Consider the following 25839-nt stretch of genomic DNA (forward strand, 5'->3'; position numbering starts at 1 on the left):
TGTGCTTGCGGAAACTGATGCGCTAGTTGAGGCGGACATGCTTGCTGAAACTGATGCACTCGTGGAGGCTGAGGTACTTGCACTTACTGATGCACTCGTGGAGGCGGACGTACTTGCGCTTACTGATGCACTTGTCGAGGCGGACGTGCTTGCTGAAACGGATGCGCTCATTGAGGCTGAGGTACTTGCGCTTACTGATGCACTTGTCGAGGCGGACGTACTTGCACTTACGGATGCACTCGTTGAAGCAGACGTACTTGCGCTTACGGACGCACTTGTTGATGCAGACGTACTTGCGCTTACTGATGCGCTCATGGATGCTGAGGTGCTTGCACTTACTGATGCACTCGTCGATGCTGAGGTACTTGCACTTACGGACGCACTTGTTGACGCGGACGTGCTGGCACTCACTGACGCACTCGTCGATGCGGACGTACTTGCAGAAACAGACGCGCTCGTTGAAGCTGACGTACTTGCGCTGACTGAAGCACTCGTGGACGCTGACGTACTTGCAGAAACAGACGCACTCGTGGACGCTGACGTACTTGCAGAAACAGACGCGCTCGTTGAAGCGGACGTACTTGCGCTTACTGATGCGCTCGTTGAGGCCGAGGTGCTTGCACTTACTGATGCGCTCATGGATGCTGAGGTGCTTGCACTTACTGATGCGCTCGTTGACGCGGACGTACTTGCACTTACTGATGCGCTTGTTGATGCCGAGGTACTTGCACTTACTGACGCACTCGTTGACGCAGACATACTTGCGCTTACTGATGCACTTGTTGAGGCAGACGTGCTGGCACTCATAGACGCGCTAGTAGACGCGGACGTACTTGCACTTACTGACGCACTGGTTGAGGCAGACGTGCTGGCACTCATAGACGCGCTAGTAGACGCGGACGTACTTGCACTTACTGATGCACTGGTTGAGGCGGACGTACTTGCACTTACTGATGCACTCGTGGAGGCTGAGGTACTTGCGCTTACTGATGCGCTGGTAGACGCAGATGTGCTTGCTGATACGGACGCACTCGTTGAAGCCGACGTGCTTGCTGATACAGAGGCGCTCGTCGATGCGGACGTACTTGCGCTCACGGATGCACTTGTGGACGCTGAGGTACTTGCACTTACTGATGCGCTCGTGGACGCTGAGGTGCTTGCTGATACAGATGCACTAGTAGACGCGGACGTACTTGCTGATACAGATGCACTTGTTGAAGCAGACGTACTTGCTGATACAGATGCACTTGTAGACGCGGACGTGCTTGCTGATACAGAGGCGCTCGTCGATGCGGACGTACTTGCACTTACTGATGCACTCGTTGATGCTGACGTACTTGCGCTTACTGACGCACTCGTTGAGGCCGAGGTGCTGGCACTCATAGACGCGCTAGTAGACGCGGACGTACTTGCGGATACGGATGCGCTGGTTGACGCGGACGTACTTGCACTTACTGACGCACTCGTGGAAGCCGATGTACTTGCGCTTACTGATGCGCTGGTAGACGCAGATGTGCTTGCTGAAACTGAGGCACTCGTCGACGCAGATGTGCTTGCACTCACTGACGCGCTAGTTGATGCGGACGTACTTGCGCTTACTGACGCACTCGTGGAAGCAGACGTGCTGGCTGAAACTGATGCGCTCGTGGAAGCTGACGTACTTGCACTTACCGATGCACTCGTTGAAGCAGACGTACTTGCTGATACGGACGCGCTCGTGGAAGCTGACGTACTTGCACTCACTGACGCGCTAGTTGATGCGGACGTACTTGCGCTTACTGACGCACTCGTGGAAGCAGACGTGCTTGCACTTACTGACGCACTTGTTGACGCGGACGTACTTGCGCTTACTGATGCACTCGTGGAGGCAGACGTGCTTGCTGATACGGACGCACTTGTCGATGCAGACGCACTTGCGGATACGGATGCGCTCGTGGACGCTGAGGTGCTGGCACTCACGGACGCACTCGTTGAAGCAGATGTGCTTGCTGATACGGACGCACTCGTTGAAGCTGAGGTACTTGCAGACACTGACGCGCTCGTTGAAGCAGACGTACTTGCTGATACGGATGCGCTCGTGGACGCAGACGTACTTGCAGACACAGACGCGCTAGTCGAAGCGGACATGCTGGCACTTACTGAGGCGCTTGTTGAAGCGGATGTGCTGGCACTTACTGAGGCGCTCGTTGAGGCTGAGGTACTTGCACTTACAGATGCACTCGTCGAGGCAGACGTACTTGCACTTACGGATGCACTCGTTGAAGCAGACGTACTTGCAGAAACTGACGCGCTCGTTGAAGCGGACGTACTTGCAGATACTGATGCGCTCGTCGAGGCAGACGTGCTGGCAGAGGTTGATGCACTTACAGAAGCAGATTTACTATCTACAATAGACTGACTCGCTGAGGTCGATGCACTAAGGGACGCTGAGGTACTAGCCGACACAGAAGCACTGGTCGAAGCGGATGTAGAAGCTGATGTTAAAGCCGAACGACTTGATGCAAGATCTTTTACTACTCTATTTGCAGTAATAGTATCTGTAGAATTGTCTGGATAAGTAATGGTGACTGTTCCGTTTGCAGAAACAGTAATCGTAGCGGCAGCTGGTATATCAGGATTTGCTGCTCTTACCGCTGCAGCTACAGCATTCCTTTCATTTGTAGATAAATTAGAAAGATTATTTACATACGTTATTGTCGGATCCGCAGGGTCGTACTTTTCATTTTGACTTTTAACAGTAAGGAGAAATCTTTCAAGTCTATTCCGATTAGCATTATCCACCATTGAAGTGGCATTCCCTGAAGGGTCCCACGCAACTATATAACGAGTATAATGACCAATAACTGTATCTGTAGGAACCAATCCAAACATTCTAGTTCTTAGAGGATTATCTACGGTAGCATTACCAGGCTGGCCAAGATTCTCTGTCGAATATTGTACCCAATTGGGAGAAAGGTAAGTACTATTAGGACCACCTTCAACATTTCGGATGACAACTCTATTAACTTGACCGCTATTATCAGTGGTTTCTACATAAAATTCAAAGGATTCACCACGGTATACTACATAATCCCCAGATTTCACTTGGGGAGCTTCCGTATCCTTTTCCGCAATAGTTGTATTAAATCCTGCCTTATCCCAACTTCCATTTGTCGTAGCAGCAACTTGTTCAAACTCAAGCGGTAGATTTTTATTGGTAATTTTCTTATCGCTAGTTACTAAGCGGAGGCCTAGCTTGACTTCACCACCAGCATCATTTACGCGCGTAGTAATTCTTAGAATATTATCGCTGACAGATTCACCTGTATATAGATTCCAAGCACCACCTGAATTGTAAACTCCACCATTTGCAGCATTTTTACCATTAATCGTCACTGTACGAGTTTCCTGATTGCCACTGATAGATACAAGTGCACCGAGGTTAGTCTTTACCTGTCTTGGTGTAAGGGTTATCGTCCAAGTCAAAAGTCGATTAACATCATCAAAACTTGTAGTAACACCTTGAATCATATCGCCTTTAATATCACGATATTCGACATTAGGACCTGAGTCCGTTACATCCCGACGCGTTCTTCTACGTCTAGTTTGGCTAGAAGCTTCTGTCGACTGCTGGCTGCTTTTGGATCTAGCACTCTCTGATGTAGAGGTGGTAGATGTCTGACTGGCTGAGACTGACTCTGATGCACTAGCGGACGCACTAGTGCTTGCACTAACCGAATCAGATGTACTTGAAGACACTGAAAGAGACTCAGATACACTTAAGGAATCTGAGACTGCTTGAGATGTGCTGGCACTGATAGAGGCAGAGCTAGACTGTGACATTGACTCTGAAGCTGAGATGCTGGCAGAGATAGATGCACTGACAGAAGCACTGGCACTGGCTGAGGATGTATCTGATACAGACTCTGACTCAGTATGTGAGCTTGCCGTTGCAGTTGCTGCTTCAGTAGCACTGCTTTCTTCTCCTAAAACTGTTTCACCACGTGTCGCTAAAACGTCTGTCGTATCAATGACCTTTTCCAGAGCCTGACCGTCTTCTGCATGAACAGTTGTACTTGTCACAACAGCTCCGCCCAGCACGGCCCCTGTGGCGACAATACCCCTCAAAAAGTCTATGCCGCTCTTTTTATCGGTAACTTGTTCTTCCGTTACCTTGAGCTCGATCGATGAAAGGCCTCCCCCCTTCATTGATCTAAAAAGGCCGAACTGTGATGTCGCAGCACGCAGCCAATGCTTACCCGATTTAATCAGCTTAAAACGAGTCACACGCTCTACTTCGTGGTACTTACCTTTTTGACGTTTAAAAAACATAATTCTCCCTTTAATTTATATCCTTTTAAAAATCCATTAATCCCATTTTACCACACTATTATATAAAATGAACAATAAATTACTTATTTTTTTTGCTGAAATTGTTTTCAAGTATTTCCAAAGATATTCATATTCAAAAAGAATCGCCTTACTTTCATGCCTCTTTTACAAATAGAAAAAACGCCAAACAGCGTTTCTTGCATCTTATGACGGAAGACATGGGATTCGAACCCACGCACGCTTTTACACGCCTACTGCGTTTCCAACACAGCCTCTTAAGCCTCTTGAGTAATCTTCCACAAAAGAGAAAGCCCAGCTTTCTCAAAACTTTAACCATTATACCACATTACAGCCCCAACCGCCATAGTTTCCGTTAAATTTTTTCACAAATTCGACTAAAGTCCAAACATTCTGGTTCAAATCAAAGATTTCTGTCGTATCCATACGAATCACATGCAGCTGATATGGTTTGTCAGCATCTTCTATCTTTTCAGCTGATACGAGGCTATAGCCCAGTTCTTCGACTTCCTTTAGGAAACCATCTCGATCTTCCTCTGACGCGAAATAGGCCCAATGGTCAATCTCGCGCTCCTGACTATGGTCATCGCCGTCCTGCTCCAGCTGGTACCAGACCCGCTGGTTGAGAATGGTCTGATACTCGTATTCATTAGGATAGAGAAAGTCAAAGTACTGATTCCATTCCTCGTCTTCCAAGGTTGCCGAGTCATAGCGGCGGTCTGGAAAGTCGCGCATCACGTTTGCAATCGGCTCCAGATGGCTTTTCTTGTCTTGCAGATAGTAGTAAAACTCAATATTTCCATCTGTTGTAATCACACCAACATGAATGCCACCGACCTGGCCCAAAGCCTCAGAAAGCTGGTCCTCAATCACATTCAGCTCTTTAAACTCATCACTAGATGGAAAACCTGTCTCCCCATCGTACTGGAGGAGCGTTACCTTGAGCCTCATAGCATAGGCGTATAGAGGATAGGGTGCCTCATCAGCAAGAGCTAGATTCAGACGGATACTAGCCAACTTGTCATCTATATAGGTTGAGAAAGAGCCCCACTCACTCGGAAAAGGATCCTCAGCAGGCACATCAAGCACTGATTCTTCCACCTTTTCTACTTTCTCTTCTTCTTGCTCTCGCTTCTTACCAAACAGATTCTTAAAAAAACTCATATCAAATTTCCCTTAATACTTATGAAATCAACCCAATAGAAATACAAATATTTCCTTTGTCATCACTAACATCATTGTATTACTTTTTCAGATAGAAATCAAGATTTCCTGGACATTGTAAAAGCAAAAAACGCTGATTTCTCAACGTTTTAGAAGGACTTTAAAATAATGGAGCCGGTGGGAGTCGAACCCACGTCCAAACACCTGCTAACACATTTGTCTACAACCATAGGCTATGTATTGGTTTGACTTAACTTTGACACATAGCTCAAGCCCAAGTCAAGCGAGTCTATCAATCTCTTGCAAAATCCCTAGACCAGATTTTGCCGTAGCTTGCTCATAATAAGACCTGTCATCAGACACAAGCAATCCGAATCGGGTCACGCTGGCTGGTTTTTAGGCAGCTAAAGCGTAAGAATTGTTATTTTTTGCAGTTATATTTAACTGGCGTTTTACATCCGCTAGATGGGTTGCAAAATGTGCCTCATAATGCCTGTCGAATCCGTAACGACCCCAAGACAATAGGAACATTATAACAGAATCTGCTAAAAAAAGCAAAAGCCTGCACGCAGCAGGCCAACACTTACTATCAGTTCTTAGCGAATCCCCAAAGCAATCCGAGCATAGCGGCTCATCTTTTCTACCGTCCAAGCTGGGTACCAAACCAACTTAACATCCGTCTTGGTAACCTCTGGAACATCAGACATGGCATCATAGATCTGGTCAGTCAGAAGATCCGCCAGAGGGCATCCCATGGTTGTCAGGGTCATATCGATTTCCGTTTCCCCATTGGTCTCGTCAAAACGGATTTCATAGATTAGACCTAGATTGACAATATCAATCCCCAGCTCTGGGTCAATAACCTGCTCCAAGCTCTCTAAAATACGCGTTTTGATTTTTTCAACTTCTTCAGGGCTGTATTTTTTTTCTGACATGCAATATCCTCCTTATAGATATAGCAGAAATTTCAAGTTAGCTCGAGGGGCTTTTGTTTTCAGCTAGGATTGCCGACTTGATGCTTCCTGCTGAAAGATTTTTGTCCCTCGCTGCTTTTCAGTTCTTAATCTTCGATAAAGTCTCTAAGTGGTTTGCTGCGGCTTGGGTGGCGGAGTTTACGCAGAGCCTTGGCTTCAATCTGGCGGATCCGCTCGCGAGTTACATTGAAGACCTTGCCGACATCTTCCAGTGTCCGCATTTTTCCATCGTCCAGACCAAAGCGCAGACGCAAGACGTTTTCCTCGCGGTCTGTCAGCGTATCCAAGACCTCATCCAGCTGCTCACGAAGGACGACACGAGTTGTATAGTCGACTGGATTTTCAATCACTTCATCTTCGATAAAGTCACCCAGATGGCTGTCATCTTCCTCACCGATAGGCGTCTCCAGAGAAACCGGCTCCTGAGCAATCTTGAGAATCTCACGAACCTTGTCAGGTGTCATATCCATTCGCTCAGCGATTTGCTCTGGTGTTGGGTCTTGCCCCAATTCCTGCAAGAGATTACGTTGCTCACGGACTAGCTTGTTAATGGTTTCCACCATGTGGACCGGAATCCGAATGGTCCGAGCTTGGTCAGCAATCGCACGGGTAATGGCCTGACGAATCCACCAAGTCGCATAAGTTGAAAACTTAAATCCTTTGGTGTAGTCAAACTTATCAACAGCCTTCATCAGTCCCATGTTTCCTTCTTGAATCAAGTCAAGGAACTGCATACCACGGCCGACATAGCGCTTGGCAATGGAAACAACCAGACGAAGATTGGCCTCGGCCAGACGCTGCTTGGCTTCCAAGTCTCCCTGCTCTACCAAGATAGCCAGCTCCTGCTCTTCTTCATTGCTGAGAAGGGGCACAACCCCAATTTCTTTCAGATACATACGAACTGGGTCATTGACCTTAGCTGAATTGCTGCCTAAGAGCTCTTCATCCGTCAGCTCTGCTTCTTCCTCTTCGTTATTTAAGACGCGCGCGCTGGGATTTCCTTCCTTATCTGTAATTGAGATGCCAGCATCCTGAATACGCTGCAGCAAATCCTCAATCCCATCAGCGTCCAAAGTGAAAGGAATAACCAGCTGGTCATTGATTTCATCATCTGTCGCAACCCCTGTCTGCTTGTGGTTGCGGATAAATTCTGCAATTTGAACGTCTAATGTTGTTACTTCTTTTTGTTTTGTAGCCATTCCTACTCCATTCTTCTTTTTTGCTCAATCAAGCGCTCTAGCTCGGACAGGGCTGTATCCGTATCTCCGCTGTGAGAGGCTTCTCGAATCTTCTTACTAATAAACTGATTATGCTTGCGCAAAATCTCCCGCTCTCTGGTTTCTTCCACTTCTTTCAATTCATCTTCCAAAACCTCATCCGGCAAGTCTTCTTCCAAGACCCGGTACCAAGCCTGCTGGACATGATCTGGCAGTTGGGACAAATCCTGCGGTGTCACCTCGCCATTTGCCAGCAAAATTTCATACAAGACCTGCAAGTCCTCCGAGTCAAAGACAAAGTCTTCTCTAAGACGGTATTGGTTCAAAATCAAAGGATGATGTATCATGCGGTGGAAGATATGATTTTCCGCCCTCATGAGACGAGTCAGCCGGTTCGACGGCGAAAACTGCATGACGACTGGCTGAGACTGCTGAATCGGCGCCTCCTGACTGCGACTAGATCGCTCAGCCAGACGGCTGTTATTTACCGTCTGCTCCACCTGCTGATAGTCAAAGTCCGGCAGCAACTCAGCCAGCATGTAAATATAGGAGTTCTGAGCTGTGATGGACTTGGTCTTCGCAATAATCGGCGCCATCTTCTCTACAAACTCAATCTGAGCCTGTAGATTTTCAATATTATCTGGTTTCAGATGATGCAGCAGAAACTCCACATTACTTATTCGCGTTTTACTCAGCAAATGCTGCAAGTCTTCCTCAGAATTTTTAGCGAGAAACTCATCCGGATCCAAATTATCGGGAATCCGAACAATTTCCACCGTCATATCTCTCAGCTCATCTAAAGCCTTAGCAGTCGCTGCCTGCCCTGCCCTATCTCCATCGTAAGACAGGATAATCTTCTTGCAATACTTACTCAGATGCTGAACATGCTCAGGCGTCAGAGCTGTTCCCATCGAGGCAACTGCATTTTCAATCCCGGCCCGATAAGCCGCAATCACATCCATAAAGCCTTCCATCAGATAAACCTCATGGCTCTTCTTGATAACCGGCTTGGCCTTATCCAGATGATAGAGCTCGTAGCTTTTATTGAAAATAGCGGTGCTACGACTGTTTTTGTACTTGGCCTGATGGCCGTCTGAGGCCGTTGCCTGCCAAATCCGCCCGGAAAAGGCTACAACCTGCCCACTGTCATTGGTCAGGGGAAACATAATCCGGTTCTGAAAGGCATCATAGACCAAATTATTCTCCGCAAGATTAAAGAGACCCGAGTTCATGATGGTATTCTCATCAAACTTGCCGGCCATACTCTTATGAAGATAATTCCCCTCATTAGGAGCCAGCCCAATTTGAAAATGCTTAAGAACATCATCTGTCAGCCCCCGCTGGTAGAGATAAGCCCGCGCTTCCTCTCCCATCTTGGTCGTCATCAGGACCGCATGGTAAAATTTCGCTGCCTCGGTATGGATATCGTAGAGAGCCTGATGCGGATGGCTTTGTCTCGGTCGGTCATTGCCCACTGTCTCCACAGCCAAAGGAATCCCTGCCCGTTCTGCTACAATCTGCACAGCATCCATAAAGGAAACGCCTCGATAATCTTCAATGAATTTGAAGACATCGCCCGACTTGCCGCAGCCAAAACAGTGATAAAACTGCTTGTCCTCTACAACGTTAAAAGAGGGCGTCTTTTCGCCATGAAAGGGACAGAGTCCCAGATAATTCCGCCCGGCCTTAGTCAAGGCCACTGTTTCTCCTATGACATCGACGATATTGACGCTGTTTTTAATTTCAGAAATGATTTCTTTATCAATCAAGAGACAATACCTCCAATTTATCATAGAATATCATTCTATATTTTATACTAAAATGATGCAAATGTAAAATATTTGACAAGCAAATATCTTGAGGATGTCATATAAATAAGCTATAATATAATCTCATTAATAAATTCTTGAAAGGAAAGAAAGAATGTTAAAGGATCTTAAAGAATTCTTGCTGCGCGGGAACGTGATTGATTTGGCAGTCGGTGTAATCATCGCCAACGCTTTTGGAGCAATCGTCACTTCATTGATTACTGACGTAATCACTCCTCTCTTCCTCAACCCAATTTTGAAAGCTGCAAAATTGGAGCAAATTGCTGATCTGAAATGGAACGGGATCGCTTATGGTAACTTCTTGAGCGCTGTAATTAACTTCTTGGTAATCGGTACTGTTCTCTTCTTCATCGTCAAGTCTGCTGAAAAAGCACAAAGCCTTGCTAAGAAGAAGGAAGAAGTTGAAGAAGCGCCAGCTGGACCAACTGAATTGGAAGTCCTGCAAGAAATCAAAGCTTTGTTGGCTGAGAAAAAATAAAGAGAATTCACTGATGAAAATCAGTGTTTTTTTCTTTCATGTTGCTCATAATCATCCTCTTCTCTCCAAATAACCAAAACAAAAAACAGACCGGAGTCTGCTTTTTTGTTCAATTAGAATTTTTTACGTTTACGAGCTGCTTCTGATTTGCGTTTGCGTTTTACAGAAGGTTTTTCATAGAATTCACGTTTGCGTGTTTCTTGAAGAGTACCAGCTTTAGTAACCGCACGTTTGAAACGACGAAGTGCATCATCAAGTGATTCATTCTTGCGTACTACTGTTTTTGACATTTTTTTCACTCCCTTCAAGTCCAAAATCTATATAATCATACCACATATAGAAAAGAGTGTCAAGTATTTTCTGTAAGTATAATGTAGCTCCTTTTTATGATACAAACAAGAAGACCAACTGCTCTGCTGCAGCTGGTCTTCTTTTGCTTAGAGGGTTTTACGCTTCTTAGCAGCTTTGGAAAGGGAAATGTCCTGCACCTTATCATAGAACAGGAACTGCTGAATGAGCTCTCTGTCGCTCATGTCAGGATTCAAGTCAACAACATAGTCCAGCTTGATAGACTTCTTTTCAGCCGACTTGAGAGATGTCAGTTCGGCTGATTTACAAGTCGTTTCAAAGATAGCATCAAAGAGTACTTCGTAGTCAAAGTCAGCTGGAACCTGAACCTGGACATAACGTCTGGTCGGACTGACTGAAGTAAAGCTCATCTTTTCAAAGAGCATCCAGATGCCTGAAATAGCTAGAGTAAAGACAATTCCCAGTGCTACAAAGCCCATCCCCGTTGTAATCCCAATAGCCGTCGCCATAAAGATGGCTAGAAGCTCCTTGGAGCCACCCGCGGCCGACCGGAAGCGAATCAAACTGAAAGTCCCTGCTACGGCGACACTGGTGCCCAAATTTCCATTAACCAAGAAGATGATAATGGAAATAATGGCTGGCAAAAGGGAGAGGGTGACGACAAATTCCTTGGTATAAATGGTTTGGCGCTTATAGACCTTGGCCAAGATAATTCCTAAAACCACACTAGTTGCTAGTGAAAAAATCAATGCTAAAGGATTTATCTTGACTTCCGTAGAGGAGTAGATACTGTTAAATAACTGATTGAGCATAGACTACCTCCTTAGGCCTTGACTGTTTGAGTCAGCCTTTCTTTAGTTTTCAGGTAGGCATTGCCGTATTTTGAGAAGGACTGGTCTTCAAGACCGTATTTGTTCAGAATATCAGCCAACCACTGAGGATATTGACCAGGAACCTTGATTTCCATAATTACCTTGTCGTCATCCAGCAAGGGCAGTCCATAGCGGCCTAAAGCCAAGTCTACATCATAATCACGGTAGCGGATGTTGGAATCAACTGTCACACGGACTTTTTTATCTTCCAAGCCTCTCATAGAGTAGCGATCATAGCTAATCACCATTTTTGGCTTCAAGTCTATATAGCGCTCCTGTAACTGCTCCACTTCTGCCTTGACCCGATCATCAGAAATAGTATGGTCTGCCACACCGTTCACAATATAGTTGGTCACAGAGAGAGGATTCGAAACCAAACGGTATTTGAAACCTACTTCATCCCGTTTCTTCTTGATTTCCAAGAAAACTTGACTATCATCATTCGGCTGCTCAGCATAAGTCCGCATCCGCATTTTTTCGCGACCGCCTTTTCTGGCAATAGAATCCTGAATCATCTGGAACTCATCATTATCAAAATACACATTAGAAATGGTTGATGTCGCATAATCATCTGCGGTGAGGTAAGGTCTCATGTCAGCTTCAAGACGAGCTAGCATTGCCCGGTCAAGAATATACTTCGTTTCGATTCGTTGGAAATTTGTTTGGATTTGCTTTTGTTTCATTTGAATTCTCCTTTGATTCTACAAGTGTAGTTTATGCTTTTAAAAGAAATAGAGCTTCCGCTCTGCATCCTACAAGCGTCTGGATAAGCTTTACTTTCTTCTCCTTTCCAAGCAGTATTTTTCAAAAACATTCTACAAATGTAGTTTATAAATATATTCTACAATTGTCGTTTGTGAATGTCAAGAAAAAAGATAAATAATCTTTCATCTTTTTTAGCATTAGGAAACGAAGTGCAAACTGTAAGCAAAATCGTCCTAAAATAAAGATAAACTGATGACTAACTGCTCTTGGAGGATTTCTAAATCCCCCTTTGAGAAGATAATAAAATTCTACCAGTCTAAGCTTTTAAGAAACTTAAACTGGCAGAATCCTTTATTTAATCGTCATCATGGTCATCATCATCGTCCGGATCATCGGTGTCTGTCGTATGAGAGGAACTGTTCTGAGACGGAGTTTGAACAGTCGCTGTACTAGCTCCAGTAGAGCCCGCTGCTCCCGTATTTCCTGCACCTGCAGTAGAGCTGTTATCAGCTGGAGTCGATGCAGCAGACGAGGATGGGCTGACTTCTTTTTCAACCGTTACTGTCTTTTCGACAATGGTATACTGCTTGGATTGGATCAGTTTTCCATCCTTAGCACTGACAATGGTTTCATGGGCCGTTTGCCCGTGTGAGAAGCGAATCTTATAAGTGTCTTTCTCACGCGAAATTTGTAAATCTTTAATATCTGTTTCAGAAAGAGACAGCTCTTTTAAGACGGATGCTAGTGCCTGACGCTGACTGAGACCTTGAGACTGTTTTTGCCCCGTCACAGGCTTGCTTTGTTGAGCTTCTGGGCTTTCTAAGGCAAAGACCGAGCTAGTCAAGAGCAAAAGGAGAGGGACTGCTACTACAAAGGCAGCAGACAGAAACCTCTTAGGCAGGCGGTTATCCATGATACCGACAATCCGCCGCTTGAGATTAAACTTGTCAGAGTAAAAGCAGGTCGTCAGAGCAATTGGGGTCTTCTTACTGCGGTCTATCATGGTCAAAATCGTTTCACCGTAGAAAGTCCGATACTCTGTATCTCTACTGCTCAGAACATCATAGTCACAGTACATTTCTCCTGCTTCCTGAGTTTCACGGCAGGCAAAGCGGACAACCGGATTAAACCAGTGCAGACTCTTGGCGAAAATCCCTAAGAGATTAACTAAAACATCGCGGTGTTTGTAGTGAGTCAGCTCATGCTTGAAAATCAGCTGCAGCTCTTCCTCCGTGTAGTCCAACTCTGGCAGCACGATTAAAATATCTCTGAAACCTAGCAGCATAGGACTTTGGGACATAGGATAGTGGAGCAGACGAATCCGGCCCTTAACTCCCATCTCCTGCTGAACAGCCCGCAGCTGAGCCATCGCTTCTTCGTCCTGAAACTCCGTGCCCCAGCGCTTCAGCATCTTTCTGAAGCGAATATAAGAATAAGCGTATCTTCCTATGCTAAAGACAAAGCCAATCAGCCAGATGGTAAAGAGAATTTCAAACCAAGGTAGACCCAGAAAAGCTTCCCACAGATTTGGCTGGGCAGCTTTTTCAACTGCTGGAGAAGCGCCCTGAGCTCCACCTGTCTGGGTGGCAGTCACTGCTGTCTGAACTACCGATCCTGTATTCAGCCGAATCAGGCCTGAGCCGAACTGAGGACGGAACGGAAACAGAAAACTTAGCAATATCAGAAACCAAATAAAATACTTCACTCTGACCGAAATCTTAGTCTTAAAGGCCGTAAAAAGCAGACTAAGCAAAAGCACCAAAATGGATGTCAACAAACTGGTCAGCAGAAAAGAAAGAAGGAACTGTTTCATGCTTATCCCTCCATCCTACTTTCCTTGGTTGAGCAAACTACGCAGCTCATCCAATTCATTTTCCGAAAAGGAGTTAGAAGAAAAGAGTGTTTTGACAAAACCGCCCATTGAACGGCCGCTGTGACGCTTCAAGAAATCCGAAGCCTCAACTTCCAGATACTCATCTTCTGAGATCAAGGCTGTATACTGCCTTTCACGCCCCTTACGGACACTTTCTAAAAAGCCCTTTTCAGTCAAGCGAGCCAAGACTGTCAGCAAAGTCTGGGGCTTCCAGTGATTGTCTGGTCCCAGCTTTTCCATGATACGGGCAGAGGTCGTCGGGGTAGGCAGTTGCCAAATTACCTTTAAAATAGTAAATTCCCCGTCTGGCAAACGTTTAATAGATCTTTTCATCGTTCCCACGCGCTTTCTAAATTAATGCTATTTCTAATTTTATTCTACACTTGTCTAATAAAAAAGTCAATCATTATATAAAAAAAGAGTGGGAAATCAATTTTTCTCACTCTATTTAGAAAAATAAACTAAGCAGGGTCAGCATAGCCAGCCCTCCCTGCTTGAACAGGATTTTGGGGTCACTGGTCACTGCACCGTATGCTGCCACCAAGATGATATAAACCATAAAAATTCCCAGCCAAAAAGAACTAGGCTGTACAAAGGCCGCAATCAAGACCAAAACAGCTATCAATCCGTTATAAACTCCTTGGTTTTTGAAAAGTGTATTGACCGACTGCTGCTCCAACTCCTCTTGTGACATACCGAAAACCCGAGCTGTTGCTTCAGAAGTCGTCGCAATGGTCTCCAAGTACAGGATATAGAAAAATTCCAAGGCAACTAAGCTTGCCAAAATCAGTGTAATAATAGACATTTCACCCTCCTAAAATAAATAACGAAGCTTAGTATAACACAGACTAACTGGAACTGCGAAAATCTTGCTCAAAAATGGACAGTTTGTATAAAAAGTGTGAGTAAAAATACTGAAGAAAAAAAGCGTAGCAGAAATCAGCAATTTCTGACTAGATGTGATACAATCTTTTTTGAAAAATGGAGGTAAATTATGTTAACCTATGATTTAATTGTCATCGGCTTTGGGAAGGCCGGTAAAACATTGGCAGCCAAAATGGCGGCCCAAGGAAAAAAAGTTGCTTTGATTGAGCGAAGCAAGGCTATGTACGGGGGAACCTGTATCAATATCGCCTGCATCCCAACCAAGACCCTGCTCGTCGCAGCTGAAAAAGGCCTGGCTTTCGACCAAGTCATGGCTGAAAAGAATGCTGTTACCAGCCGTCTCAACGGGAAGAACTATGCAGCAATCAGTGGTGCTGGTGTTGACATCATTGATGCGGAAGCTCATTTTCTTTCAAATAAGGTCATCGAAATCACAGCTGGCGATGAGAAAGAGGAATTGACGGCTGAAACTATTGTTATCAATACCGGTGCCGTTTCCAATGTCCTGCCAATTCCTGGACTGACTGAAACCGAGCATGTCTATGACTCAACTGGCATCCAAAATCTGAAGGAACTTCCTAAACGCTTGGGAGTTCTGGGCGGCGGTAACATCGGACTAGAATTCGCTGGACTCTACAATAAATTGGGTAGCCAGGTGACTGTGCTGGATGCTGCGCCTGTCTTTCTCCCTCGAGTTGAGCCTTCTATCGCTGCTCTAGCTAAGCAATACATGGAAGAAGACGGAATCCAACTCTTACAAAATGTACGTACCACACAGGTCAAAAATGATGGTGCTGAAGTTGTGGTTGTAACAGAGGATGGAGAGTTTCGTTTTGACGCCCTGCTCTATGCTACCGGCCGTAAGCCGAATATTGAACCACTTCACTTGGAAAATACAGATATCGAGCTGACAGAGCGCGGAGCGATTAAGGTCGATAAGCACTTGGAAACATCTGTACCTGGCGTATTTGCAGCGGGCGATGTCAATGGCGGTCTGCAGTTCACTTATATCTCATTGGATGACTTCCGTATCCTTTATAGCTATCTGGCTGGCGATGGCAGCTACACACTGGAAGACCGTAAGAACGTCCCTACCAGCATGTTCATCACACCACCTTTGGCTCAAATCGGATTGACTGAAAAGGAAGCCAAAGAGCAAGGCCTACCGATTGCAGTTAAGGAGATTCCAGTCGCAGCAATGCCTCGTGGTCATGTCAATGCTGACTTGCGTGGTGCCTTCAAGGCCGTTGTCAACACTGAAACCAAGGAAATTGTCGGGGCAACTATCTTCTCAGCTGGAGCTCAGGAAATTATCAATATCCTGACTGTAGCCATGGATAATAAGATTCCTTACACCTACTTGAGCAAGCAAATCTTCACCCACCCAACGCTGGCTGAAAACCTTAATGATTTATTTGCTATCTAATTTTAAGCCCCTAATGGGGCTTTTAAGATGCCTTTAAAACATTTACTTACATTTCAATCCCTTTTTGTGGTACAATAATGCTAGTTTATTTTAAAAAGATTGAGGAAAATTATGTCTGAACTGTATGATATTACGATTGTCGGCGGCGGTCCAGTTGGCCTATTCGCAGCTTTTTACGCTCATCTGCGCCAAGCCAAGGTTAAAATCATTGATTCCCTGCCTCAACTGGGCGGTCAGCCGGCCATTCTCTATCCAGAGAAGAAGATTCTGGATGTGCCAGGCTTTACCAATCTAAGTGGCGAAGAGTTGACACAGCGTCTGATTGAGCAACTAGAAACATTCCAGACAGAGATTTGCCTCAATGAAACGGTTCTGAATATCGTTAAATCTGGTGATGGCTTCTCTATCACGACTTCTCAAGCCCAGCATCAAACCAAAACCATCATCATCGCCATGGGAGGTGGCGCCTTCAAACCGAGAGCTTTGGAGCTAGACGATGCTGAAGCCTACAGCAACCTCCACTATCACGTTTCAAACATCAGTCAGTACGCAGGCAAAAAGGTTGTTGTTCTGGGCGGCGGTGACTCGGCTGTTGACTGGGCGCTAGCTTTTGAAAAGATTGCAGAAACCAGTCTGGTTCATCGTCGGGACAACTTCCGAGCTTTAGAGCATAGTGTGGAAGAACTCAAGGCTTCTAGTGTTGAGATTAAGACACCATTTATACCGAGCCGATTGGTTGGTGAAAATGGCAAGATAACCCACTTGGAAATCAGCCAAGTCAAAGGAGAGGAAAGTCAGCTTCTGCCTCTGGATCACCTCTTTGTCAACTACGGTTTTAAATCCTCTGTCGGCAATCTCAAAGATTGGGGCTTGGAGCTCAACCGTCACAAAATTTTGGTCAATAGCAAGCAAGAAACTTCCGTGCCAGGTATCTATGCAGCTGGTGACTGCTGCAGCTACGAGGGAAAGATTGACTTGATTGCGACTGGGTTAGGTGAGGCACCTACTGCTGTCAACAATGCCATTAACCATATCTATCCTGAGCAAAAAGTCCAACCCAAACATTCTACAAGCCTATAAAAAAACAGCTGCCGAGCTCAAGCTCAGCAGCTTTTATAATTCATCTGCGATTTTATTGATTTTTCTCAAGCGATGATTGACGCCGCTCTTAGTCAGTGGCCGGCTCAGACTATCAGCCAACTGCTGGATGGAGTAGTCTGGATGCTGGATGCGAAGCTGGGCTACCTCCTGCAGGTCTACAGGTAGACTCTCAATGCCAATATTATCACTGATTTTAGCAATATTGTTGATGGTTTTCATACTGGCTGTGACCGTGCGAGCGATGTTCGCTGTCTCCGCATTATTGGCGCGATTGAGGTCATTGCGCGCTTCCCGCATGAGCTTAAGAGACTCAAACTCAGCCATGGCTTCCATAGCCCCGATGACAATGAGAAAATCCATGATGTCTTCAGCTCTCTGCAGATAAGTGACAGCCCCCTTCTTGCGCTCGATGGTCTTGGCATCAAGCAGAAAACGACGCATCAAGGCAGCCAAGTCCTCAGCATGATCCAGATAAACGGACAGGATTTCCAGCTGGTACTTGCCTGAGTCTGGCTCCCGCATGCTGCCATTTGAGAGAAAGGCTCCCCGTAGGTAGGCTCGACTGGCTTCGTCATCAGTCAAAATAGCCTGGTCAATCCCTGCCTCGATACCAAAAAAGGAGTCAGCCAAGTGCAGGTCAGAAAGGATTTCTTCCACTTTCTGATCTAGAAATACTGTATAAACACGGTTCTTGCGCAAGTTGGTCTTCTGATGGTGGCGGATTTCTGACTTGACCTGATAAAGGTCCGACAGTAACTCATAGAGATGGCGGGCAATCTTGGCATTTTCTGTTGTGACAGACAGGGTCAAACCACTGCTGGCCAAGCCCAAACTGCCAGACATCTTGATCATGGCTGACAGCTCATTTTTATCTCTGTTTGCCAGACTCAGCAATTCTTCTTTTACTTTTACTGTAAAGCTCATTTGCGTACCTGTATAATCTGCATCAATTCGTCAACAACCAACTCACCATCATGGAACGCTCCGCCATTTTCCAAACGCAGAAAATTCGAAGAAATAACTCGCGGAACCTGCTCTTGCAACCCCTGAAAATCATGCTCCACCTGTATCAGATATTCGTCAAACTGGTTACTGTCCATATACTCATGAGGGACAGGTTCGATATTGACCAAGACTGTATCTACAAACTTCCTGCCTAAATGACGGTGCAGGACTTGGACGTGGTCGCTGTCTGAAAAATGCTCTGTTTCGCCGCGTTGGGTCATGATATTGCAGACATAGGCCACTTCTGCCTTGGTGTCTAGAAGAGCTTGGCCAATTTCCTCAATAACGAGATTAGGCAAGATAGAGGTAAATAGTGAACCTGGTCCCAGAACCACCATATCGCTTTCTAAGATGCTCTCGACTACCTTTTTACTGGCAGCAGGCTTCTGGTCATCATAGGTATTGGTCACATAGACCCGCTCAATCATTCCACTCTTGCTGGTCAGATTGCTTTCACCGACAACTTCCGTCCCATCTGCAAACACAGCATGCAGAGTTAAAGGGGTGTCACTAGAAGGGTAGATTTTGCCTGTCGTATGGAAAAACTTGGTTAGAAGCTGCATGGCATTATAAGTTGAGCCCTGCATTTCGGAAATACCGGCAATAATCAGATTGCCCAAGGGATGCCCCGCTAGAACGCCGTCTCCTTCCGCAAAGCGATACTGGAAGACCTTCTCATAAAACTTTGGCATGTCAGACATAGCTACCAAGACATTTCGCAAGTCACCTGGCGGAGTTAGCTGTTGGATGTTTTTTCGCAGCTCACCAGAACTGCCTCCATCATCTGCTACTGTGACAATGGCTGTAATCTCTACATCCTTTTTACGCAGGCTGTCTAAAATAACTGAAATTCCTGTTCCACCGCCAATGACTGTAATTCGTGGCTTTCTCATGAGCGGTTCACCGTTTCTTTCCGACGGTTTTTGTCGCGGTGGCTGGCATTGACCGGCCAATTTTTAGCCAAATCATCTGCTAAGCGCTGAGCAAAGGCTACACTGCGGTGCTGACCACCCGTACAGCCCACAGCGATAGTCAGGATAGACTTTCCTTCCTTCTGATATCCCGGCAAAATAGGCTCAATCAAGCCTAGCAAGTTCTTGTAAAATTCTTCTGACTCGGCATGGTTCATGACATAATCAAAGACATCCTTGTCCAAGCCAGTTTGATTGCGCAGTTCAGGTTTATAGTAGGGATTGGGCAGAAAGCGCACATCAAAGACCAAGTCTGCATCCAAAGGCAGACCGTATTTGAAACCAAAACTCATGACCTCAATGCGGAAACTATGCATGTCAGCCTGATTTGAAAATTGTTCAGAGATGGTCTTTCTGAGTTCCCTTGGCGTCAAATCTGTTGTGTCCACGACATTTTGGCTTAGATTCTTCAGAGGTGCTAAGAGTTCGCGCTCCAATTTAATCCCATCTAAAATCCGTCCATCAGCTGCCAACGGATGGCTGCGACGTGTTTCCTTGTAACGAGCCACTAACTCCTTATCAGCTGCATCTAGGAAAAGAATCTTGAAATCTATATTCTCATTTTGCTCTAATTCATCCAAAACGTTCTGAATTTGCAAAAAGAAGGAACGGCTGCGCATATCGACAACCAGAGCCAATTTATCATTGTCAGTGGTCCCTTCGACCAGCTGCAAGAACTTCGGCACCAGAGTTGGCGGCATATTATCAATGGTAAAATAACCTAAGTCTTCAAAGGACTGGATGGCTACGGTTTTCCCTGCCCCGCTCATTCCAGTCACAATGACAAGCTGAATTTTCTTCTCAGACATAATAATCCTTTCATCAGATAGAATCCGTCAAAGAGTGGTTTTCCCCTGCTCTTTTTTAGAGAATCTCGGCAATAACCTCAATCTCAATCTTCACATCCTTAGGCAGGCGAGCCACTGCGACTGCTGAACGAGCTGGAAATGCTTCTGTAAAGGCTGTTTTGTAAACTTCATTAAAGGCCACAAAATCATTGATATCACTCAAGAAGCAAGTAGCCTTGACCACATGGTCAAAGTCTGTTCCAGCGGCTTCCAAAATGGCTGAAACATTTTTTAGCACCTGCTGGGTCTGCTCTTCAATAGTCGTCCCAACAATTTCTCCAGTTTCAGGAGACAGGGGAATTTGCCCGCTCGCGAACAAAAGATTGCCGACAATTTTTCCTTGAACATAAGGTCCAATCGCTGCTGGTGCTTTATCTGTATGAATCGTTTTTACCATAATTATCACTTCTCCTACTTATTTTTTTCATTATACCATAAAAAGATGGGGGTGACCATGCTAGTCTTACTCCCATTGACTTTTCCCTTATTTTTATTTATGATAAAGAAATAGAGAAATCAAAAACCCGGTTTTGGACTGGTTCGAAAACTTCCCAGAATAAAAAACTAAGTGCCTTTATATTGTATTTAAAATGTCTTGCGCATAGTTTTTTTGCTGTCTCCTCGATTAGGCTGACAGTTAAGAGGTTGGGACCGATTGTCTCAACCTCATTTTTATATAGGCAAAGGAGAACTCATGAAAAGAAAAATCATTATCGACTGTGACCCTGGTATAGATGATAGTCTAGCCCTAATTTATGCCATTCAACATCCCGATTTAGAAGTTGTAGCACTGACCATCGTCGCTGGAAATGTCCCAGTGGACCTTGGTGTTGAAAATGCCTTTAAAATATTAGAAAAACTGAACCGGCTAGATATACCAGTCTATGCAGGGGCAGAAAAACCTCTAGTCCGCGATTTCGTTTCAGCTCAGGATACCCACGGTATGGATGGTTTAGGCGAGAGCGGAATCAATCGAACAAGCAATTGTCAGCCCCAGCCTCAGAAAGCCTCTGAATTTCTGGCTACCTATTTCCAGAAGGCTCAGGACACTTCCCTAATCACCTTGGGACCATTGACTAATCTAGCACTGGCTATAAAGCAAAATCCCCAAATTGGAAAACATATCAAACGCTTTGTCAGCATGGGCGGCAGCTACAAATCTCATGGCAACTGCTCACCTGTAGCCGAGTATAACTACTGGTGTGACCCACACGCCGCTCAATTTGTCTATCAAAAGTTAGGCCGAAAAATCGAGATGGTGGGACTGGATGTCACACGCGCCATCGTCCTCACCCCCAATCTATTAGAGTACATGCGTTTCCTACAGCCAGAAGTAGCTGAGTTTGTCGGCCGTATCACGCGTTTCTACTGGGACTTCCACTGGGAATATGAACACATCATCGGCTGTGTTATCAATGATCCCCTGGCTATTGCTCATTTTCTGCATGAGGACCTTTGTATGGGCTTCGACTCCTATGTTGAAGTCGTAACCGAAGGCATTGCTCTTGGACAGACTGTGGTTGATGCTTATGACTTCTATCATAAACCAGCCAATGCCTATATTGCAACTCAAGTCAGTCCCTCACTCTTCTTCCAAGACTTCTTAGCTATCCTCCTGAATCAGCCTAAGGAAACGATTGCTCAAGACCTATCATCACTTTTATGAGGAAAATTTTATCATGAAAAAATCGACACCCCTTATCCTAAGCTTCTTGTCTATCTGTATCGCTCTTAACTACGTGGGAGCTAATATTGCACTTTTTCTGAAATTACCTATCTATCTAGATACCTTTGGAACGATTCTAGCTAGCTTAACCTTAGGGCCTCTTGCTGGGGCTGGCGTTGCCTTTCTCAGCGCCCTCATTGGCTGGATGACAACCGATATCTTTTCTCTCTACTACTCGCCAGCCGCTATCATCATTGCTCTTTCAGCAGCTTGGTTTTTTAAAGAAAAAGGAAGCTTAAAGCTCAGTCTTCTCTGGAAAACCCTATTGGTAGCCCTTCCAGGTACCCTAGTAGCCTCTGCAATCACTGTCCTGCTCTTCGGAGGCATAACATCCAGCGGATCCAGCCTCATAGTCCAAGCCCTGCGGGGAATGGGAGTCAACCCCGTCCTTAGTATCGTCCTCGTCCAAATACTGACTGATTATGCAGACAAGCTTATCGTTCTAGGTGTCTGCCTAGCTACTCTCCCTCGAATAAAAGCAGTCAGTCCTAAAATCTTTGCTTAAAACAAAGATTAATTACCTTAACGAATACATCTTTAGCGCAAAAAAAAGCAGCTGAGTAGGATTATTTCCTGCTCAGCTGCTTTTTATCTTATTCCTCCTCTGCTTTCGCTAATGCTTCTCTTTCCAGACGTAGCTTGCGCTTAGGGTTGAGTTTATTAAAGAGCTCTTCTAGCTTTTCTGCATTCCAGACGTCGGCTGCAGAGACAAAGTTTCCATTTTCATCGCGAAAGGATATTGGTTTATCACCCATTGCAAGCCTCCTTAGTCAACGAATTCAAACTCAAACTTGCCGATGCGAACCAGATCGCCATCCTTGGCTCCGCGAGCCCGAAGGGCTTCATCAACTCCCATACCACGCAGCTGACGGGCAAATTTCATGACTGCTTCGTCTCGATCGAAGTTGGTCATATTAAAGAGTTTCTCAAGCTTATCACCCGACAGCACCCAAGTCGCATCATCATCACGAGAAATTTCAAAGGCTGGTGCTTCTTCGTCAAAGCCATAGTAAGCTTCTTCTTCCATTTCAGACTCATCATAGAGCAAGAACTCTGGTGTCTTATCCAGTAATTCTGCGGTCGCATCCAAGAGGGTCGCAAGTCCCTGCTTGGTCAAGCTGGAAATCGGGAAGATTTGTGGCAGCTCCGCAAATTCATCATAATTAGCCGCTAATTTCTCTTTGAATACCTTGAGATTTTCAGCACTATCTGGCATATCCATCTTGTTAGCAACAATAATCTGCGGACGCTCCATGAGACGAAGGTTGTAGGATTCCAACTCTTTATTAATGGCTAGATAGTCCTCATAAGGGTCGCGCCCCTCACTAGCTGACATATCGATGACATGTAGGATAACCCGTGTCCGCTCAATATGACGGAGAAACTGGGTTCCCAGTCCTACACCTTGACTGGCCCCTTCAATCAAACCTGGTAGATCTGCTACTGCAAAGGACTCTCCAGAGTGAGTGCGAACCATGCCTAGATTAGGCACGATGGTCGTAAAATGGTAAGCACCAATCTTAGGTTTAGCCGCTGTAATGACGCTGAGCAGAGTGGATTTTCCGACAGAAGGGAAGCCGACCAGACCAACGTCTGCTAGTACCTTGAGCTCCAGCAGAAGCTCCCGTTCTTGACCTGGTTCTCCATTCTCAGAAATCTCCGGAGCAGGATTTTTAGGCGTCGCAAAGCGGATATTTCCACGACCGCCTCGGCCACCACGCGCTACGATAAATTCTTGACCATTTTCTACCAGGTCCGTCAGCACCTTGCCCGTCTCAGCATCACGAACCGTCGTCCCCTGCGGTACACGAACAATCAAGTCCTCAGCTCCACGGCCATGCATACCCTTGGTCATACCCTTTTCACCAGACTGAGCCTTGAAGTGGCGATTATAGCGAAAATCCATCAGGGTACGAAGACCCTCGTCTACGACAAAAACAACATTGCCGCCACGACCTCCATCTCCGCCCCAAGGACCTCCATTAGGAACATATTTTTCACGGCGAAAGGCCACCATGCCATCGCCACCATTGCCAGACTTAACTTGAATCTTAGCTGTGTCTAAAAACATACTCATTTTTTCTATTCTCTTTTTCTAGTCTAAAAAAACGCCCTGAAGCGTTTGGATTAAAAGATTGCACTGAGAGCGGAAGCAAAGATAGCTCCAACTGTCACGATGAGCATGATAATCACGACCAGCATCGTCAATTTTTCAAATCCTGTTTTTTTGCGTTGTCCGTTATCTCCAAAAGCCACGATAACACCTCTATCCTTTAAAAATTACTAGGTCTATTCTAACATGATTGCTCCGTTTTTTCAAATGGAAAAGTATGTAAAAAGGCTTTAAGAGAAAACTCTTAAAACCTTTGAATCTTATCTAGTCTTCTTTTGAAGAAAGACATAGCTTCCAAAGCCAACTAAGATTGCCAAACCTGCAACTGACAGCCAAAGTGTAGTTTCTTGACCAGTCTTAGGCAGAACTTTTTTGTTGCCTCCTGCAGCACCCGGATCATTGGTACCATTGTTTGAATTGTTATTTCCATTTCCTGGATTGTCTGTTCCACCCTTTGGATTATCGGAACTGTTACCAGGGGTATTGTTACCATTACCTGGGGTATTATTCGGATTATTGTTTGGATTGTTGTTAGGGTTGTTATTTGGATTGTTTGGATTGTTGTTATTGCCAGGAGTTGGCGGCTGAACTGACTTACCTGGATCATTACCTCTATAAGTATTTGTAAAGACTGGATCCAAGTCATACTTGACAGAGCCTAAAAGCTCACCATTAACATCTGTTACAGTAACTGTCAGCTGTGCTTCCTTGTCATCATAGACGTAGTTAGAATCGTTTCCTGGGATTTCCTTGATGCTATAGCGGTAAGTACCAGCAGCACTGTAGTTTAAAGCCTTGAAGTTGATAGAGCCGTCTGCTTCATTGGTAACAGTTTGAAGCAAGTTACCACTTTCGTCAAAGAGACCAAAGGTAAACTGACCTTTTTCTAACTCTTTGTTAACAAGCTTCTTCTGAGCCTTAATCATTACGTCTTTTGCCAACAATCCGCTTCCTTTACCAGAACCATCTTCTAAGCGGACTGACTTAGTAATAGTACGCTCTGGGAAGCCTTTAGCTGTCCAAGACAAGGTGTTGTTAACCACATCACCTACTTGAACACCATCTGGTACGCGAGTAGAGTACTCGATGTACATTGGCCAGTTGTAGTTATCACCAAAGTTGATGGTAAAGCCATTAGCATCACCATTAGCATTTTGCGTAAGAACCGCCTTGTTAGTGAAGTTATCCAAAACAGGCAGAGTCAGCAAGTGCGCTTCATTGCGGATACCACCTTCTACAGGAGCATAACGAACTGCGCGCAGTGTACCTGGTACCAGTGTCAGACCGTCGCCAAAGTTGTCTGAAATCACCATGTTACGAAGCATGTCCTGTCTTGCATTCAGGATAATGCGCCATTTGACAATCTTTGGATCGCTACTGTCTTGGTAACCATATTTCATTTCATATTCACCAGCAGTTCCTTCTACCTTTTCATATTGGAAAGAAAAATCTGTCTGGCCAAATTTGAAGGAAACCGGCCCTGAATTTTGCACCTTGTCGTTATTAACTCGTACATTAAAAGTCAGGGACATTTCTTTTTGTTCGGTGTAGTTAGTAAAGTAATTACTAAACGTTACTGTAACCGTCTGACTTGCTGGATTCGCTTGAGCTTTTCCGACTACTTCTCCCTTGTGATTGACAACATCAGATACTTGGAAGTTTAAGGGAGTAATCAGGGTTAATTCCTGCGGCAGTGAGAAAGTAAGAGTGTCCCCTTCAGCGATAGTTTGAGATGACGGGAATGTGAAACTAGTTGTTACAGACAGAGTTTCATTGGTCATAACTGTTGAGTCACTTGTTAATGGCACACCATCTTTGGTAATGCTTGTTTGCCGGGTATAATCTGTTACCTCAGCAGCCTGTGTCCTAGCAGCCAAACCAAGACCTGTAACAATGGCCGTTAACAAGATTAAAATTTTAAGAATAAGTGTTTTCTTATTTTTCATCTTATACTCCTTTCGTAGCTTATTATACCAAGAGTATTGCAATTTATCAACATTTTTATTCAAAGTGT

The 25839-nt window shown here is 45.2% G+C and carries 24 protein-coding genes, 1 tRNA gene, 1 other RNA gene and 1 riboswitch; of the genes, 5 read left to right on the forward strand and 21 right to left on the reverse strand.

Annotation, left to right across the window (positions count from 1 at the left end; translation table 11 throughout):
- The 7 genes from O3627_RS03315 to dnaG all read right to left on the reverse strand — a co-directional run.
- Positions 1-4311 (reverse strand): accessory Sec-dependent serine-rich glycoprotein adhesin (locus O3627_RS03315; protein ID WP_371621317.1); only part of this gene is annotated, 4311 nt, incomplete at its 3' end.
- Between the two features lie 210 nt (positions 4312-4521).
- Positions 4522-4609, reverse strand: a tRNA-Ser gene (locus O3627_RS03320).
- Positions 4610-4647: 38 nt separating this feature from the next.
- Positions 4648-5493: a DUF695 domain-containing protein gene (locus O3627_RS03325; protein WP_125348483.1), complete on the reverse strand. Its 846-nt coding sequence runs from the start codon at positions 5491-5493 to the stop codon at positions 4648-4650.
- A 166-nt stretch (positions 5494-5659) separates the two neighbouring features.
- Positions 5660-6008: a transfer-messenger RNA gene (gene ssrA / locus O3627_RS03330) on the reverse strand.
- Between the two features lie 81 nt (positions 6009-6089).
- Positions 6090-6428 (reverse strand): metal-sulfur cluster assembly factor, encoded by a 339-nt coding sequence (locus O3627_RS03335; RefSeq protein ID WP_002895943.1) that lies wholly within the window; start codon positions 6426-6428, stop codon positions 6090-6092.
- Positions 6429-6553: 125 nt separating this feature from the next.
- Positions 6554-7666: an RNA polymerase sigma factor RpoD gene (gene rpoD, locus O3627_RS03340; RefSeq protein WP_002897871.1), complete on the reverse strand. Its 1113-nt coding sequence runs from the start codon at positions 7664-7666 to the stop codon at positions 6554-6556.
- A 2-nt stretch (positions 7667-7668) separates the two neighbouring features.
- Positions 7669-9453, reverse strand: coding sequence for a DNA primase (dnaG, locus tag O3627_RS03345; RefSeq protein ID WP_312022692.1), 1785 nt, complete (start codon positions 9451-9453; stop codon positions 7669-7671).
- A 154-nt stretch (positions 9454-9607) separates the two neighbouring features.
- Between dnaG and mscL the strand changes: the two genes are divergently transcribed.
- On the forward strand, positions 9608-9991 hold the full coding sequence (gene mscL, locus O3627_RS03350) for a large conductance mechanosensitive channel protein MscL (protein ID WP_060976252.1): 384 nt from the start codon (positions 9608-9610) through the stop codon (positions 9989-9991).
- Between the two features lie 113 nt (positions 9992-10104).
- On the opposite strand, the gene rpsU is transcribed toward mscL, so the two are convergent.
- The 6 genes from rpsU to O3627_RS03380 form a co-directional block, all read right to left on the reverse strand.
- Positions 10105-10281, reverse strand: a complete 177-nt coding sequence (gene rpsU, locus O3627_RS03355) for a 30S ribosomal protein S21 (RefSeq protein ID WP_000048054.1) — start codon at positions 10279-10281, stop codon at positions 10105-10107.
- Between the two features lie 147 nt (positions 10282-10428).
- Positions 10429-11112: a DUF4956 domain-containing protein gene (locus tag O3627_RS03360; RefSeq protein ID WP_002895949.1), complete on the reverse strand. Its 684-nt coding sequence runs from the start codon at positions 11110-11112 to the stop codon at positions 10429-10431.
- Between the two features lie 11 nt (positions 11113-11123).
- The gene (locus tag O3627_RS03365) at positions 11124-11855 is read right to left on the reverse strand and encodes a polyphosphate polymerase domain-containing protein (protein WP_002906906.1); all 732 of its coding nucleotides are present in this window, start codon (positions 11853-11855) and stop codon (positions 11124-11126) included.
- A 377-nt stretch (positions 11856-12232) separates the two neighbouring features.
- Positions 12233-13690 carry a M56 family metallopeptidase gene (locus O3627_RS03370; RefSeq protein WP_125381795.1) on the reverse strand — a complete coding sequence of 486 codons (1458 nt, stop codon included), beginning with the start codon at positions 13688-13690 and terminating at the stop codon, positions 12233-12235.
- 15 nt (positions 13691-13705) lie between these two features.
- Entirely contained in the window at positions 13706-14083 is a 378-nt protein-coding gene (locus tag O3627_RS03375) for a BlaI/MecI/CopY family transcriptional regulator (protein WP_002895954.1), read from the reverse strand.
- A 115-nt stretch (positions 14084-14198) separates the two neighbouring features.
- The gene (locus tag O3627_RS03380) at positions 14199-14555 is read right to left on the reverse strand and encodes a DUF1304 domain-containing protein (protein ID WP_049539381.1); all 357 of its coding nucleotides are present in this window, start codon (positions 14553-14555) and stop codon (positions 14199-14201) included.
- Positions 14556-14744: 189 nt separating this feature from the next.
- Between O3627_RS03380 and O3627_RS03385 the strand changes: the two genes are divergently transcribed.
- The gene (locus O3627_RS03385) at positions 14745-16061 is read left to right on the forward strand and encodes an FAD-containing oxidoreductase (RefSeq protein ID WP_125381797.1); all 1317 of its coding nucleotides are present in this window, start codon (positions 14745-14747) and stop codon (positions 16059-16061) included.
- Between the two features lie 111 nt (positions 16062-16172).
- A complete protein-coding gene (locus tag O3627_RS03390) occupies positions 16173-17141 on the forward strand; it encodes an NAD(P)/FAD-dependent oxidoreductase (RefSeq protein WP_002904171.1) in 969 nt (322 codons plus the stop codon).
- A gap of 33 nt (positions 17142-17174) precedes the next feature.
- Here the strand turns inward: O3627_RS03390 and whiA are convergent, their stop codons facing one another.
- Genes whiA through O3627_RS03410 form a run of 4 tightly spaced genes read right to left on the reverse strand, consistent with a single transcriptional unit; the run spans position 17175 to position 20383 of the window.
- Positions 17175-18086 carry a DNA-binding protein WhiA gene (gene whiA, locus O3627_RS03395; protein ID WP_002895960.1) on the reverse strand — a complete coding sequence of 304 codons (912 nt, stop codon included), beginning with the start codon at positions 18084-18086 and terminating at the stop codon, positions 17175-17177.
- Positions 18083-19060 (reverse strand): YvcK family protein, encoded by a 978-nt coding sequence (locus O3627_RS03400; protein WP_002904170.1) that lies wholly within the window; start codon positions 19058-19060, stop codon positions 18083-18085. The genes whiA and O3627_RS03400 overlap by 4 nt, the downstream gene beginning before the upstream one ends.
- A complete protein-coding gene (gene rapZ, locus O3627_RS03405) occupies positions 19057-19947 on the reverse strand; it encodes an RNase adapter RapZ (RefSeq protein ID WP_002921728.1) in 891 nt (296 codons plus the stop codon). Before rapZ ends, O3627_RS03400 begins: the two co-directional genes overlap by 4 nt.
- Before the next feature lie 55 nt (positions 19948-20002).
- Entirely contained in the window at positions 20003-20383 is a 381-nt protein-coding gene (locus tag O3627_RS03410) for a RidA family protein (RefSeq protein ID WP_371621287.1), read from the reverse strand.
- Positions 20384-20515: 132 nt separating this feature from the next.
- Positions 20516-20560, forward strand: a riboswitch (PreQ1 riboswitch).
- A gap of 120 nt (positions 20561-20680) precedes the next feature.
- Between O3627_RS03410 and O3627_RS03415 the strand changes: the two genes are divergently transcribed.
- Positions 20681-21652, forward strand: coding sequence for a nucleoside hydrolase (locus O3627_RS03415; protein ID WP_048774406.1), 972 nt, complete (start codon positions 20681-20683; stop codon positions 21650-21652).
- Between the two features lie 13 nt (positions 21653-21665).
- Positions 21666-22217: an ECF transporter S component gene (locus O3627_RS03420; protein ID WP_048774434.1), complete on the forward strand. Its 552-nt coding sequence runs from the start codon at positions 21666-21668 to the stop codon at positions 22215-22217.
- 88 nt (positions 22218-22305) lie between these two features.
- Here O3627_RS03420 and O3627_RS03425 read toward each other — a convergent pair whose 3' ends face one another.
- The 4 genes from O3627_RS03425 to O3627_RS03440 all read right to left on the reverse strand — a co-directional run bounded on the left by O3627_RS03425 (position 22306) and on the right by O3627_RS03440 (position 25834).
- A complete protein-coding gene (locus O3627_RS03425) occupies positions 22306-22467 on the reverse strand; it encodes a hypothetical protein (RefSeq protein WP_002895966.1) in 162 nt (53 codons plus the stop codon).
- Between the two features lie 11 nt (positions 22468-22478).
- Complete coding sequence (gene obgE / locus O3627_RS03430) at positions 22479-23789, reverse strand: GTPase ObgE (RefSeq protein ID WP_125381799.1); 1311 nt, start codon at positions 23787-23789, stop codon at positions 22479-22481.
- Positions 23790-23839: 50 nt separating this feature from the next.
- Positions 23840-23968 carry a DUF4044 domain-containing protein gene (locus O3627_RS03435; RefSeq protein WP_002895969.1) on the reverse strand — a complete coding sequence of 43 codons (129 nt, stop codon included), beginning with the start codon at positions 23966-23968 and terminating at the stop codon, positions 23840-23842.
- Positions 23969-24085: 117 nt separating this feature from the next.
- The gene (locus O3627_RS03440) at positions 24086-25834 is read right to left on the reverse strand and encodes an Ig-like domain-containing protein (protein WP_371621288.1); all 1749 of its coding nucleotides are present in this window, start codon (positions 25832-25834) and stop codon (positions 24086-24088) included.
- Positions 25835-25839: the final 5 nt, after the last annotated feature.

Source organism: Streptococcus sp. 27098_8_82, from assembly GCF_041431615.1.
In the GTDB taxonomy this organism is placed as follows: domain Bacteria; phylum Bacillota; class Bacilli; order Lactobacillales; family Streptococcaceae; genus Streptococcus; species Streptococcus sanguinis_K.